The following is a 14,281-nucleotide window of genomic DNA, read 5'->3' as shown; positions in this document are numbered from 1 at the left end:
GGAATACCTTTTATCGGGGTAGGACTTCTATATAGAAATGGATATTTTCACCAGTATTTAAATTCTGACGGTTGGCAACTGGAAACCTATCCTTACAACGAATTTTACAAAATGCCCATAGTAGAAGCAAAAGATGAAAATGGTGAACATATATTTGTGGAAATTCCAAGCTATAATTCTGTTATAAAAGCAAAAGTATGGCTTGTACATCTTGGCTTTTCTAGACTGGTTCTATTGGACACTGATATTGACGACAATCTTCCGGAAAATAAAGTGATCACAGGAAAACTTTATGATGGCGAACACGAAATGAGAATTAAGCAGGAAATAGTTTTGGGTATAGGAGGGGTACGAGCCCTAAAGAAATTAGGTATAAAGCCAACTGTATTTCACATAAACGAAGGTCACCCAGCATTTGCATTAGTAGAAAGGATAAAAGATTATATGGAAGAAGGGATGCATTTTTATAAAGCATTTAATATGGTAAAATATACAACTCTTTTCACCACTCACACACCTGTTCCTGCTGGCTTTGATGTCTTTGATAATAATGCAATTTATAAACATCTTGGACCAATATACAACAACACTCCATTACCGATCGATGAAATACTAAAATTGGGCAAAGTCAATCCTAATAACAACTCAGAACCATTTTCTATGGCTATATGTGCTACAAAATGTAGTTTGTTTAGAAATGGCGTTAGTAAACTACATGGAAAGGTTTCAAGAAAGATTTTCAATATCTTATGGCAAAATGTGAGTGAACAATTCGTTCCTGTGGGCCACATAACAAATGGCGTCCATTTACAAACGTGGCTTGCAGATGAAATAAAAGTCCTGTTTAATAGATACTTAGGAGAAAATTGGTATCTGAGACCATATCAAAAATCAGTGTGGTCAAATGTAGAGGATATCCCCGACCTTGAACTATATGAGGCTAAAAATATTTTAAGAACACGTCTTGTGGAGTTTATACGTAAAAGAACCATAGAGTCCATAAGGAAAAGGGGTGGTTCTTATTCAGAAATTATAAAAGCCAACGAAATTCTAAACCCAGGCATATTAACTATAGGTTTTGCCAGAAGATTTGCCACATACAAAAGAGGCTATCTACTTTTCAGTGATGAAGAAAGACTCAGCAAGATTCTAAATAATCCCAAGATGCCAGTTCAGATAATCATAGCAGGTAAAGCTCACCCAAAGGATACAGAAGGTAAAGAGATTATAAAAAAGATCTACCATATCTCCAGAAAACCTGAATTTAGAGAAAAAATAGTTTTTGTAGAAGACTATGATATTCAGGTCGCTAAATATTTGGTAAGGGGTGTTGACGTTTGGCTCAACAATCCAAGAAGACCTATGGAGGCAAGCGGAACAAGTGGTATGAAAGCCGCCATAAATGGAGCATTGAACTTCTCTGTTTTAGATGGATGGTGGGTCGAAGGTTATAAAGGGAACAATGGCTGGTCTATAGGAGCTGGCGAAGAATACACAGATCCAAAGTATCAAGACTTTGTAGAAGGACAGGAGCTTTACGATAAGTTAGAAAATGAAATCGTACCACTTTTTTACACAAAAGATAGATCAGGGATACCAAGAGAATGGATCAAGATGATGAAAAACTCCATCTACGTTGGCTGTTCTGAATTTTCTACTTCAAGAATGGTTATGGAATACCATGAAAAATATTATGTACCACTTCATGAAATATTCAATGAATTCTCCCAAAACAACTATGAAGAACTTGACAAATTTATAAACCTACGCCATGAATTTTATACAAAATGGCACAAGGTAAAATTTATAAAAACAGACATCATAGCTGAAAACCTCTATTTAGGTTCTAATGCCCGTTTCTATGCTGAGGTATTCACAGATGATCTTGATCCCTCTTACATAAATGTCTGTGTCATATCCGATACTAATTGTCCAAAATTAGAGTTTGATGACCCAAAATTTATTCAACTCGATCTGAAAAGTGCAGAAAACGGGACTGCCGTCTTTTCAAAGGATATACGGTTAACATGTTCTGGAAAAATAAGGTTTGCTTTTGGAATATTCCCTAAATACAAATATAATTACAATGAGTTTGAAGACAACCTTTTTGTCTGGGAAAGTTAATAAAATTAAGGAGGTACTATGAAAGCAGTAATTATGGCAGGGGGATTCGGAACGAGGATTCAACCTTTAACCACCTCATTACCAAAACCTATGATACCAGTATTAAATGTTCCAATGATGGAATATATATTAGATCATATCAAAAAGGCTGGTATCGTCGAAGTTGTAATCCTTTTATATTTTATGCCAGATGTGATAAGGGAATATTTTGAAGATGGAAAAAGATTTGGAGTAAAAATACATTATGTTTTACCGGATGACGATTACGGCACAGCTGGCGCTGTAAAACAGGGGGAAAAATTTCTGGATGATGATTTCATAGTAATAAGTGGTGATCTTGTTACAGATTTTGATTTAAATGAGATAATAGGCTACCACTATACCAAAGGTGGACAAGCCACAATATGCCTAACTTCAGTAGATGATCCATTACAATTTGGAGTAGTTATTACCGATAAAGATGGGAAAATATTGAGATTTTTAGAAAAACCAGGATGGGGTGAAGTTTTTAGCGACACCATAAATACAGGTATTTATGTATTAAGAAGAGATGTCCTTAAATTAATCCCAGAGAAAGCAAACTTTGATTTTTCAAAAGATCTTTTCCCATTAATGATGAGCAAAGGTATAGAACTATATGGTTTCAATGCAAAAGGCTATTGGAGAGATGTGGGCAACCCCACATCTTACAGGGATGTATTGACAGATATAGTAAACGGCTTAGTAAAACTACCAATAAAGGGCAAAAAAATATCTGAACATGTTTACGTGGGTGACAATGTATCCTATGAGGGAACAAAGTTAGAGGGTTTTGTAGTTTTAGGTAACAACGTCTTAATTAACTCCGATACAGTCATAAAAAACAGTACAATAGGTAACAATGTGGAGATAGGACGCAATACAATAATAGAAAACAGCATAATTTGGGACAATGTGAGAATTGGTAGTAATTGTCACATAAAGAATGCCGTTTTTTGTAATGGTGTCATAGTTGGTAGGGGTGTCCAGATCCATTTAGGTGGTATTGTAGCAGAAAATACAGAAATCGGTAACTATGTAGTATTCGAGAAAGATATTATGATCTGGCCAAATAAACAAATAGAAGAAGATTCCATTTTAAGTAGTAACCTGATTTGGGGTGATAAGTGGAAAAAGTCTATTTTTGAAGGGGGTGTAGTGAGTGCCCAAACCAATGTGGAACTATCACCTGAGTTGTGTGCTAAATTAGGTGCTGCTCTTGGAAGTAGCTTGCCAAAAGATTCTACAATACTACTAAGTAGAGATTACCATAGCGCTTCAAGAATGCTTAAGAGAGCTTTTTTAGGAGGTATTTTGTCCACAGGGGTAAATGCAGTTGATCTGAGAATGACCGCAATCCCTGTAACCAAATATATCCAAAAAATTTCCAAAAATGCTATGAGCGTCCATTTTAGACAATCCCTTACAAGCTCCATTTATACAGAAATCCAATTTTCAGATATCAACGGTTTACCCATCGACTCTAATTTTGAAAAAAATGTTGAGAGGACTTTTTTTAGAGAAAACTTCAGAAGAGCTTCTTATGATGATATAGGTAAAATTATAGAAGTTCATGATATCGAAACATCCTACATAAAACATGTTCTAAACAATGTTGACGCTGATTATTTAAAAAGACACAAGTTCAAGATCGTAGTGGATCTTATGAATGGAACCACTACTCACATATTTCCAAACATTTTGATGGAGTTAGGAGTAGAAGCTATAGTGTTAAACGCATATCAAAACGAAAAACAGCTTTCAAAAAACTATAGAGAAATTCAAAACAAACTTGACGAAATCAAAAAAATATTGCTTACGCTCAATGCAGATTTAGGTATTGCTATTTTCCAAAATGGTGAAAGACTACAGGTATTAAGTGATGATGGTGAAATCATTTCACCAGAAAAGCTTACTCTAATATTTATAATGTTAATGGATATGTTATCCAGTGAGAAACACAAAGTATATCTTCCAATTATGGTTCCTACAATCCTTGATGGTAAAACAAAAAACATCGATATCATAAGAGGCAGATCCACCGGTTTAAAAGCTGAGTTTTTAAGGGAATTTGACTTCATAGGTTCCATATCCATGCTTTTAACTTTTCCTAAGTATATGCTCAGTCCCGATGCCATGTTTAACTCCATAAAACTCTTAGAATTACTAGCCAAATCAGGCAAAAAGCTATCGGAGATCTCCCAGATGATTCCTGAATATCACTTTGCGCATCTTATAATAAATTGTCCATACAGCAAAAAAGGTTTTATAATGCGAAAGATGAGTGAAGATGCTATGGATAAAGAAGCATCGTATGTGGATGGGGTTAAAATAATATTTAAGAATAAAGGATATGTACTTATGATTCCTGACCAGTATTCTGCAAATGTCCATCTATATGTGGAAACAGTGGATGAGGAATCTAAAAATGAATTGATGGAAGAGTACAGAACAAAGATAACCGACTGGATTGAAGAGTAGATGAAAAAACTCTATCTGACTTTCCTGTGGCACATGCATCAACCTTATTACAAAGATGATGAAACTGGAGAATATCATCTGCCATGGGTTTTTCTTCATGGTATAAAAGATTACTTAGAAATGGTAAGATATTATGAAATATATAACATAAGAGGTGTATTTAACTTAGTTCCTTCTCTTATAGAACAAATAATAGATCTCTCAAAAGACATAGCAAAAGATATGCTTTTAAAAATGATATCAAAGCCTACAATAATACTAACAGAGGATGAAAAACTTTCTATTCTCCCTTCTCTTTTCTGGGCAAATGAAAAAAACATGATATCAGCTTCTGTTAGATACAAAGAGTTATATTATAAGTTTAAAAATGAAAGGCAACAAAATGTCAGTCTAACAGAATTACTGGATCTTCAGGTTCATTTTCTTCTCTCATGGACGGGAACATTTATAAGAGAAGAATCTGGCTTTATAAAAAAACTTATTCAAAAAGATAGATACTATACCGAAGAAGAAAAACAACAGCTATTAGATATTTTAAAATCAAAGTTCCATTATATATTGCCTTATTACAAGAAACTTTATGAAATAGGCTCCATAGAAATCTCAACAACACCATACTACCACCCTATTCTACCTCTCCTTATTGATCCCATATCGTTTCATGAAGCTCTACCGGATATTGCCTTACCTGAAAACTGTTACCCTTTAGATAATGACGCTGAATGGCATTTATCAAAAGCAATAGAGTTGTTTAACAATATATTTGGAACTAAACCTTCTGGGTTTTGGCCTGCTGAAGGCTCAGTAAGCACAAAAACAGCTGAGCTATTTATAAAACATAACGTTAAATGGATGGCAAGCGACGAAGACATTTTATCAAGAACTTTACATATAAATCTGCAAAACCTTACAGATAGACCCCTCCTATATAAGAAATACATTTACCAAAAAGGTGAACAACGAATAAATATCTTTTTCAGGGATAAAAAGTTAAGTGATTTGATAGGATTTGTTTATGCTAACTTAGATCCAGAAAAAGCTGCAGATGATTTTATCCAGCATCTCAAAGAAATTTATGAATTATCTGACTTTTCCCCACATGTCTCTGTCATACTTGATGGTGAAAATGCTTGGGAATTTTATAAAAATAACGCAAGAAACTTCTTTGAACAACTATATCAAAGGATATCAACTTCGGAATGGATTGAAACAATCACCTTTACTGATGCCATAAAGAATAAAGATATTCCGGAACGAACGATAACGTCTATAGCTGCCGGATCATGGATTAATGGGAATTTTTTAACATGGATGGGTCACGAAGAGAAAAATGCAGCATGGAAATCTTTATACCAAGCAATACAAGATTACTATACATCGAAACCACATCTATTAGAACAACAAATCGAGAAGATAGAAAAGGAGATCCACATAGCAGAAGGTAGCGATTGGTTTTGGTGGTTTGGTGACGATCATTACACCGAACAAGCAGATGTTTTGGATTACCTTTTTAGAAAACACCTAATAAACGTTTATAAAAATCTAAATATCACTATCCCCCAAAAGCTTTTTGAACCCATAAAAAAATTCCACAAAAAAATGAAGATAAAAAATCCATCTTCAGAAATACACACAAACTTCGATGGTAAACTATCCCAACTGGAATATTTAGGTTCTGGTGAAATAGACCTCAAGTATGATATGTCATCTATGCACACAGATGCTAATTACCTAAAAAAAATGAAATGGGGGTTCAATGACGAATATCTTTTTATATACATTTCTGGAAACTTTTCTCTGATCCATACCCATAAAGAAGATATCATTCTAAAAATCAATGTCGATGATACCCTTATAAAACTATCACTAAAAAATAGACATCCAGAAAACTATTCTAATATTCTAACGCTAATAGACTATAGATTAGACACAGATTTAGAACTTCTTTTTAAGATAGAAGATAATTATAAAAATAAGGAAATAGAAATCTATTTTGAACTGTACTCCGATGATAAGCTACTGGAGAAAGCTCCTCTCTACAATAGAATAAAATTGGTACTCCAACCTAAAAACCCCCATGAGTGGATAGTATAAAAAAAGGAAAGGATTCAACCTTTCCTTACTATATATTTTTTCTACTACCCGGTTTTACGAGAGGTACGCCCTGTTTACACATAGGACATTCTTCTGGTTTGAATGTACCCACTTTTACTCTTACGAGAGGAAAGAATGGATAAGGAAAATCTACCTCTCCGCCACTTCTATCAATCATGCAAACGATACCTACAACACGGGCACCGTTATCCTCTGCAACCTTTACACACTCCATAGTAGACTTACCTGTTGTTACAACATCTTCAGCTATCATAATGGCTTCTCCAGCCTTAATTGTAAAACCACGCCTTAATGTCATAACATCATTTTCTCTTTCGGCAAAAATAGCTCTTTTTCTTAAAAGTCTTGCAAACTCGTATCCAAACCTTATACCTCCGATAGCTGGGCTTAAAACTGTATCAAAGTTTATATCATAGACTCTTTTGACCAACTCACCTATAATCGATTCTGCAATAACTGGATACTGCATCACCAAAGCCGTTTGAAGGTAGGTATCACTGTGCAAACCAGAAGACAAAAGAAAATGACCTGTCAAAAAAGCCCCATGCCTTTTATAAACGTCTAAAATCTGATCTTCAGTCATTTAGTTCCTCCAAAATTTTTATTACTGCCCCTTTTGGGTCTTTAGCCTTTGTTATAGGTCTACCAATCACCATAAAATCGGTACCAACCTGTTTAGCTTCTTTTGGGGTCATGACCCTTTTCTGGTCCCCCATCTGTTCATAAGCCGGTCTAATACCAGGGGTAATAGTGAGAAAAGTTTTACCCAGTTCCTTTTTTATCAACACTGTCTCTTTGGGCGAAGAGACAACACCATCAAGTCCAGCAAGCTTAGATTTTTTAGCCAAATCTAAAACATACTCTTCAGAAGAATTAAAACCTATTTTATAATCTCTTAAATATCCATCATCAAGTGATGTTAAGAGGGTTACAGCAATTAACAGTGGTTTTTTTATACAATGCTCACCACAATAAGAGCTAACTCTATCCACAGTGATCATCATCATCTCAATTCCACCCTGCGCATGCATATTAATCATATCCACACCAAATTTCATACATGCAATGGTAGCCGAACTAACAGTATTTGGTATATCATGAAACTTTAGATCAAGAAAGATCTTTTTCTCCTTATCCTTTAAGTATCCAATTAACCTCTCTCCACAAGATATATAACTTTCAAGACCTACCTTATAAAAGGATAACAGCTCACATGTGTTATCTATAATCCTTTTAGCATCTTCAAAATCACCAAAATCCAGTGCAACTATAATTTCACTCATTATTACCTCAAAAAAATCGGGGGCTATGCCCCCTTTAAATTATAACCCTAATTTCTTGAAAAAATCATTCCCTTTATCATCTACAAGGATGAATGCAGGAAAATCTACCACTTCTATTTTCCAAACAGCTTCCATTCCAAACTCAGGAAAATCTATACACTCTACCTTCTTTATATTCTCCTCAGCAAGTAAAGCTGCAGGACCTCCTATAGAACCAAGATAGAACCCCCCATACTTTTTACACGCGTCGGTCACCTGTTGACTTCTGTTCCCTTTTGCTATCATGATCATCGAAGCACCGTGGGATTGTAGTAGCTCCACATACGAATCCATCCTACCAGCAGTTGTAGGCCCAAACGAACCAGATGGCTTACCCTTTGGCGTCTTAGCTGGACCTGCATAGTATACCGGATGATCTTTTAAATATTGGGGCACACCTTTGCCAGCATCTATAAGCTCTTTGAACTTAGCATGAGCAATATCCCTAGCTACCACAAGTGTCCCGGTCAAAAGTAACGGTGTGGCAACCTCGTATTTGGAAAGCTCCGCCAAAATCTCCTTCATCGGTCTATTGAGGTCTATTTTTACTCCATGACTATGTTTACCCCTATATTGTGGCGGGATCAATCTGCCCGGATCCCTATCAAGCTCTTCAAGCCATATACCATCTTTGTTTATTTTGGCTTTTATATTTCTATCAGCAGAACATGATACCCCCATACCCACTGGACAAGAAGCACCATGTCTTGGCAATCTAATTACTCTTACATCATGGCAAAAATACTTTCCACCAAACTGGGCACCAATACCTAACTGCTGGGCTGCTTTTAACAATTTTTCTTCTAATTCAATATCCCTGAAAGCCCGTCCATGCTCATTACCTGTCGTAGGTAATTCATCATAATATTTAGTGGAAGCTAACTTCACAGTCTTCAAACATGCTTCTGCACTAGTACCACCTATAACAAAAGCCAAGTGATAGGGAGGACATGCAGCCGTACCTATCGTTTTCATCTTTTCGATCAAAAACTTCTCAAGCTTTTCTGGGGTAAGAAGCGCTTTTGTCTCCTGATAAAGATAAGTCTTGTTTGCACTACCACCACCTTTTGCAACAAAAAGAAATTTATACTCCATACCTTCTGTAGCATAAATATCAATCTGAGCAGGTAAATTAGTACCAGTATTCTTTTCTGTATACATATCAAGAGCTACCGTTTGGGAGTACCTTAAATTTTCCTCTGTGTAAGTTTTATATACACCTTTGCTAATATATTCAGCATCATTTACTCCAGTCCAAACCTGCTGCCCCTTTTTAGCAACCACAGTTGCAGTTCCTGTATCCTGGCAAAAGGGAAGCTCAAACTTTGCAGAGACCTCTGCATTCCTAAGAAAAGCAAGGGCTACCCCTTTATCGTTTGGAGATGCTTCAGGATCAGAAAGGATTTTAGCCACCATTTCGTTGTGTTCTTTGCGAAGCAAAAAGGAAACATCCCTAAATGCCTGATTTGTCAGGTATGTTAATACTTCTGGATCAATTTTCAGAATAGGTTTACCTTCAAACTCTGTTACCGTTATCCCTTCCTTTGATAAGAGTCTGTATTCTGTTTTATCCGGCCCCAAAGGGAATGGATCCTGGTAAAAAAACTCAGGTGTAGCCATAGTTCACCCCTTTCATTTTTTTTAAATTTGATAACAGTGTTATTTTATTACAAATTTATAATTTTGTCGAGAGAAAAATATCGGCAAAAACAAACTAAAACCATTGATTTTTCCTATTTATTTAATTGAATCTTATAATAATAAACAAAAGAAACAAAATACTGTAAAATTTCAAAGAATGTTTTAATTTGCAAAAATTCTTTTGACAAATCTAAATTTAAGATGTATAAAAATTGTATACAGAATACAAAATTAGAGAGGTACAAAAATGAGGGAACTGTTTAATCAATATTTAAATCACGTGGAAGAAAGAAAAAAAATGGGCATCCCACCTTTACCACTTTCACCAGAAATGACCCAAGAAGTCTGCAAAGCTTTAGAAAACCCTGAGAAAGGTCAGGAAGAATTTTTGCTTTCACTTTTAAGAGATAGAGTATCCCCAGGTGTTGATCCCGCCGCTGAAGTAAAGGCCAATTGGCTTTCAAAGATCATAAAAGGTGAAACCAAATCACCCATTGTATCCAAAGAAGATGCTATATTTATGTTAGGAACAATGATCGGTGGTTATAACGTATCACCACTGGTAGAAGCATTAAAAGACCCTTCTTTGGCAAAAGCAGCAGCTAATGCTCTGAAAAATGTAATATTGGTTTACGGTGCCTTTGATGAAGTAGCTGAGCTTTCAAAAACCAATCAGTATGCGAAAGAGGTTATCGAATCTTGGGCTAATGGTGAATGGTTTACCTCTAAGCCTGATCTACCTAAGCAGATAAAAGTGAAAGTCTACAAAGTAGATGGAGAAATCAACACAGATGATTTCTCTCCTGCAAAACATGCCTTTAGCAGACCTGATATACCATTGCATGCCTTAGCTATGGGTGAAACAAGGTTCCCAGGTGGTAATGCCATCATGGCACAGTTTAGGGCTGAAGGCTATCAAGTAGCTTTTGTGGGTGACGTTGTTGGTACAGGCTCTTCAAGAAAATCAGCATGCAACTCTGTAATGTGGCATATTGGAGAGGACATACCCTATGTACCAAACAAGAGAAGAGGTGGCATAATCATAGGAGGTCTCATAGCCCCAATCTTTTTCAACACCACTCAGGATTCTGGTGGTCTTCCGATTATGTGTGATGTTTCAAACATGAAAACTGGTGATGTAATCATAATAGATACAGAAAAACTCGAAATTAGAAAAGAAAGCGGAGAACTACTAACAAAATTCGAACTAAAGCCAGCTACTCTTAAGGATGAATTCAGAGCTGGTGGTAGACTAAACCTTATAATTGGTAGAGCCCTCACAAATAGAGCAAGGGCATTTTTAGGTCTTGACGAATCTGATCTTTTTGTAAAAACTGAAAATCCTGTACCAAAACCTGGTCAAGGATACACTCTGGCTCAAAAGATCGTTGGTAAAGCTTGTGGTCTTCCTGGAGTGTTACCCGGTACTGCTTGTGAGCCAAAGATGACCACTGTAGGCTCACAAGATACAACGGGACCTATGACAGCAGACGAGCTTAAGGAGTTAGCATGTTTGAGGTTCCAATCAGAGCTATTTATGCAATCATTCTGCCATACTGCTGCATATCCAAAACCAGCTGATGTGAAGATGCACAAGACACTGCCAGGATTTATCATCGCAAGAGGCGGTGTATCGTTAAAGCCAGGAGACGGTGTAATTCACTCATGGCTCAACAGACTTTTATTACCCGATACTGTTGGTACAGGTGGTGATTCCCATACAAGATTCCCTATAGGCATCTCCTTCCCTGCAGGTTCTGGTTTGGTGGCATTTGCTGGTGCATTGGGATTCATGCCCCTTGACATGCCAGAATCGGTCTTAGTAAAGTTTAAAGGTCAGCTAAATCCAGGTATTACCCTTAGGGATGTGGTAAATGCCATACCTTATGTAGCCATCAAACAAGGGCTATTAACAGTAGCTAAAAAAGGTAAAAAGAATGTTTTCAATGGTAGAATCCTCGAAATGGAAGGCTTACCAGATTTGACAGTGGAACAGGCATTTGAGCTTACAGATGCAGCCGCTGAGAGATCTGCAGCAGCAGCCACAATTAAACTATCTGAAAAGTCTGTAGCTGACTTCCTTAAAAGTAACATAGCCCTGATGAAACAGATGATAGAAGAAGGCTATCAAGATGCTGAGACACTTAAAAAGAGAATAGCTGCCTGCGAAGCATGGCTTGCCAAACCAGAATTACTTAGCAGAGACGAAAATGCCGAATATGCAGCTATCATAGAGATAGATCTTTCTGAAATAAAAGAACCTATCTTGGCTTGTCCAAACGATCCAGACGATGTAAAACTGCTATCTGAAGTTGCCGGAGATAAGATAGATGAAGTGTTTATAGGTTCTTGTATGACCAACATAGGCCACTTTAGAGCCGCAGGTAAAATTTGGGAAAAGGAAAAGGAAGCCCCCACGAGGATTTGGCTCACACCCCCTACAAAGATGGATGCTGCTCAATTGATGAGGGAAGGTTACTACTCCATATATTCAAATATCGGTGCAAGGACAGAAATGCCTGGTTGTTCCCTTTGCATGGGTAACCAAGCAAGAGTAAGGTCGAATAGCACAGTTATCTCAACCTCTACAAGAAACTTTGATGATAGGATGGGTGACGGCGCAAGAGTGTATTTAGGTTCTGCTGAGCTTACAGCTGTAGCTGCTATTTTGGGTAAATTACCTACTCCTGAAGAATATTTTAAATATTTTAATGAAAGAGTAGAACCTAAAAAAACAGAAATTTATAAATATTTAGAATTCGACAAAATGGGGAAATTTAGACTAAATTATGTGGACTAATATAGGGGGCGAAAGCCCCCATAATTTTAATTACAAACTGTTGGACTTTGGTAATGGGAGAAAATTGGAACAATTTGGCTCCTATATCGTAGATAGGCCATCCCAGATAGCCACGAACAAACCTTACCATCCTGAGTTATGGGATGAAAAAGTTGCATATTTTGATGCAGAAAAAGGGTGGCAATTTGCCGAAGGTATTTACAAAGAATGGATAATAAATGTTTTGGATATCTCTGTAAAACTAAAGTTTTCTCCATCTGGTCAACTGGGTATATTTCCAGAACAATACCCTAACTGGATATTTTTAAGGAAGATCTCGGACAATATCTCAGAAAAAATCACCATTTTAAACGGCTTTGCTTACACAGGCATATCCACACTCTTTACAATAAACGGTATAAATGAAACAGTTCATGTTGATGGCTCTTCATCTGCTATAAATTGGGCTAAAGAAAATTTCAAAATCAATTACAACAGCTCAGGGGCAAAGTTTATAAATGAAGATATGCTGACTTTCCTTTCAAAAGAAATCCGCAGGGGTAAAAAATATAATGCATTCATCTTCGACCCACCAGAGTTTGGAAGAGGTCCTAAAGGGGAATGGTCACTTAAAAAAGATCTTCCAAAGTTAATAGACGCTATTAACTCATTGGCATATAACCCCATATTTCTCATTTTTACAACCCACTCCCAATGGCTTAATAAAAAAGAACTTGTATCAATGATGAAAAAAATAAAATTTATTGATAACAAATATGAAATCTTCGATCTCATTATATCAACCGAAGAAGGAGCAAACCTAAATCTTGGCATCTCTTTTAGATGGTCACAAGTTTAAAATATATTTTACAATAAAATATAAATATTATCTTGACATTTTTTGCAACTGAGTTGCATATTTTAAAAAAAGTTAGTAAGGAGGCTATAATGTTTCGAATTATCTTAGCTTCTTTAATGATAATTATTGGCACAGTGAATATACACGCCTCTTCAAAAACATTAGCAGTTACGATACTTCCTCAACAATACATCACAGAAAGAATAGCTGGAGCTTATTGGAAAGTGCTATCCATTATCCCCCAAGGTGCAAACCCACATGTATACGAACCAAAACCAGCTATCATAAAAGAATTGGCATCCACAAGATACTATTTTAGCCTTGAAACAAGTCTTGATGAACTCTGGCTTAAAAAAATCCTTAAAAACAACCCAAATCTTAAGATTTACAGGATGGACAAAAATATAACAAAACTTGAAATGCGGGATCACGATCATCAACATGGTAAGAAATTGTTCCATGATCCCCATATCTGGTTATCGTTTGATAACCTTAAGGTTATAGCCGAAAATACTTACAACGCGATTTCAGAAATAGATCCAGATAACAAGAAAATCTATGAATTCAATTACAAAAGTTTGATAAAAGAGATAGACCAAACCAAAATCGATTTAACAGAAATCCTTAAAGATAAAAAAAGTAGAAACATATTGGTTTTCCATCCAGCATGGGGTTACTTTGCAAAGGAGTTCTCATTAAAACAGATAGTAATAGAATACGAAGGGAAAGAACCTTCACCAAAACGATTAAAAGATATCATAAAGCTTGCTAAGGACAATAACATAAAAGCAATTTTTATCCAACCACAAATCTCGAGCTCCACAGTTGAGTTATTATCAAAAGAGTTAAAAGCAAATGTAATTCAAATAAACCCATTAGAATATAATGTCTTAGACAATCTAAAAAAAGTAGCTAAAAAAATAGCAGAGAATATACAATAAG

9 protein-coding genes are annotated in these 14,281 nt (G+C 36.0%); 6 read left to right on the top strand and 3 right to left on the bottom strand.

Features of this window, described 5'->3' with window-relative positions; all coding sequences use genetic code 11:
• From glgP to N3C60_09955, 3 genes are all read left to right on the top strand, one after another.
• Positions 1-2,124, top strand: a 2,124-nt coding sequence (gene glgP, locus N3C60_09965; GenBank protein ID MCX8085234.1) for an alpha-glucan family phosphorylase, incomplete at its 5' end; no start/stop codon positions are given.
• 18 nt (positions 2,125-2,142) lie between these two features.
• The gene (locus tag N3C60_09960) at positions 2,143-4,623 is read left to right on the top strand and encodes a sugar phosphate nucleotidyltransferase (protein MCX8085233.1); all 2,481 of its coding nucleotides are present in this window, start codon (positions 2,143-2,145) and stop codon (positions 4,621-4,623) included.
• Entirely contained in the window at positions 4,624-6,717 is a 2,094-nt protein-coding gene (locus tag N3C60_09955) for a glycoside hydrolase family 57 protein (protein ID MCX8085232.1), read from the top strand.
• A gap of 28 nt (positions 6,718-6,745) precedes the next feature.
• Here the strand turns inward: N3C60_09955 and pyrE are convergent, their stop codons facing one another.
• From pyrE to N3C60_09940, 3 genes are read right to left on the bottom strand one after another with little or no spacing between them, the layout of a single operon-like run.
• Positions 6,746-7,321 (bottom strand): orotate phosphoribosyltransferase, encoded by a 576-nt coding sequence (gene pyrE, locus N3C60_09950; protein MCX8085231.1) that lies wholly within the window; start codon positions 7,319-7,321, stop codon positions 6,746-6,748.
• Complete coding sequence (pyrF, locus tag N3C60_09945) at positions 7,314-8,021, bottom strand: orotidine-5'-phosphate decarboxylase (GenBank protein MCX8085230.1); 708 nt, start codon at positions 8,019-8,021, stop codon at positions 7,314-7,316. Before pyrF ends, pyrE begins: the two co-directional genes overlap by 8 nt.
• A gap of 39 nt (positions 8,022-8,060) precedes the next feature.
• Positions 8,061-9,680, bottom strand: coding sequence for a fumarate hydratase (locus N3C60_09940; protein MCX8085229.1), 1,620 nt, complete (start codon positions 9,678-9,680; stop codon positions 8,061-8,063).
• Between the two features lie 268 nt (positions 9,681-9,948).
• Here N3C60_09940 and acnB point away from each other — a divergent pair, with 268 nt between their 5' ends.
• The 3 genes from acnB to N3C60_09925 all read left to right on the top strand — a co-directional run bounded on the left by acnB (position 9,949) and on the right by N3C60_09925 (position 14,280).
• Positions 9,949-12,501, top strand: a complete 2,553-nt coding sequence (gene acnB / locus N3C60_09935) for a bifunctional aconitate hydratase 2/2-methylisocitrate dehydratase (protein MCX8085228.1) — start codon at positions 9,949-9,951, stop codon at positions 12,499-12,501.
• Entirely contained in the window at positions 12,491-13,339 is an 849-nt protein-coding gene (locus N3C60_09930; protein MCX8085227.1) for a class I SAM-dependent methyltransferase, read from the top strand. Before acnB ends, N3C60_09930 begins: the two co-directional genes overlap by 11 nt.
• An 89-nt stretch (positions 13,340-13,428) precedes the next feature.
• Positions 13,429-14,280 carry a zinc ABC transporter substrate-binding protein gene (locus N3C60_09925; GenBank protein ID MCX8085226.1) on the top strand — a complete coding sequence of 284 codons (852 nt, stop codon included), beginning with the start codon at positions 13,429-13,431 and terminating at the stop codon, positions 14,278-14,280.
• The last annotated feature ends 1 nt before the right edge of the window (position 14,281 follow it).

Origin of the sequence: Calditerrivibrio sp., assembly GCA_026415135.1 — a bacterium.
GTDB lineage: Bacteria > Chrysiogenota > Deferribacteres > Deferribacterales > Calditerrivibrionaceae > Calditerrivibrio.
The sequence above is the reverse complement of the archived record's forward strand: the minus strand, read 5'-3'. Positions and strand labels throughout refer to the sequence as shown.

Bases quoted from the DNA above. Each gene is read 5' to 3' on its own strand.
- N3C60_09960 (MCX8085233.1), top strand. From the start codon at position 2,143: ATGAAAGCAGTAATTATGGCAGGGGGATTCGGAACGAGGATTCAACCT.
- N3C60_09955 (MCX8085232.1), top strand. From the start codon at position 4,624: ATGAAAAAACTCTATCTGACTTTCCTGTGGCACATGCATCAACCTTAT.
- pyrE (MCX8085231.1), bottom strand. From the start codon at position 7,321: ATGACTGAAGATCAGATTTTAGACGTTTATAAAAGGCATGGGGCTTTT.
- pyrF (MCX8085230.1), bottom strand. From the start codon at position 8,021: ATGAGTGAAATTATAGTTGCACTGGATTTTGGTGATTTTGAAGATGCT.
- N3C60_09940 (MCX8085229.1), bottom strand. From the start codon at position 9,680: ATGGCTACACCTGAGTTTTTTTACCAGGATCCATTCCCTTTGGGGCCG.
- acnB (MCX8085228.1), top strand. From the start codon at position 9,949: ATGAGGGAACTGTTTAATCAATATTTAAATCACGTGGAAGAAAGAAAA.
- N3C60_09930 (MCX8085227.1), top strand. From the start codon at position 12,491: ATGTGGACTAATATAGGGGGCGAAAGCCCCCATAATTTTAATTACAAA.
- N3C60_09925 (MCX8085226.1), top strand. From the start codon at position 13,429: ATGTTTCGAATTATCTTAGCTTCTTTAATGATAATTATTGGCACAGTG.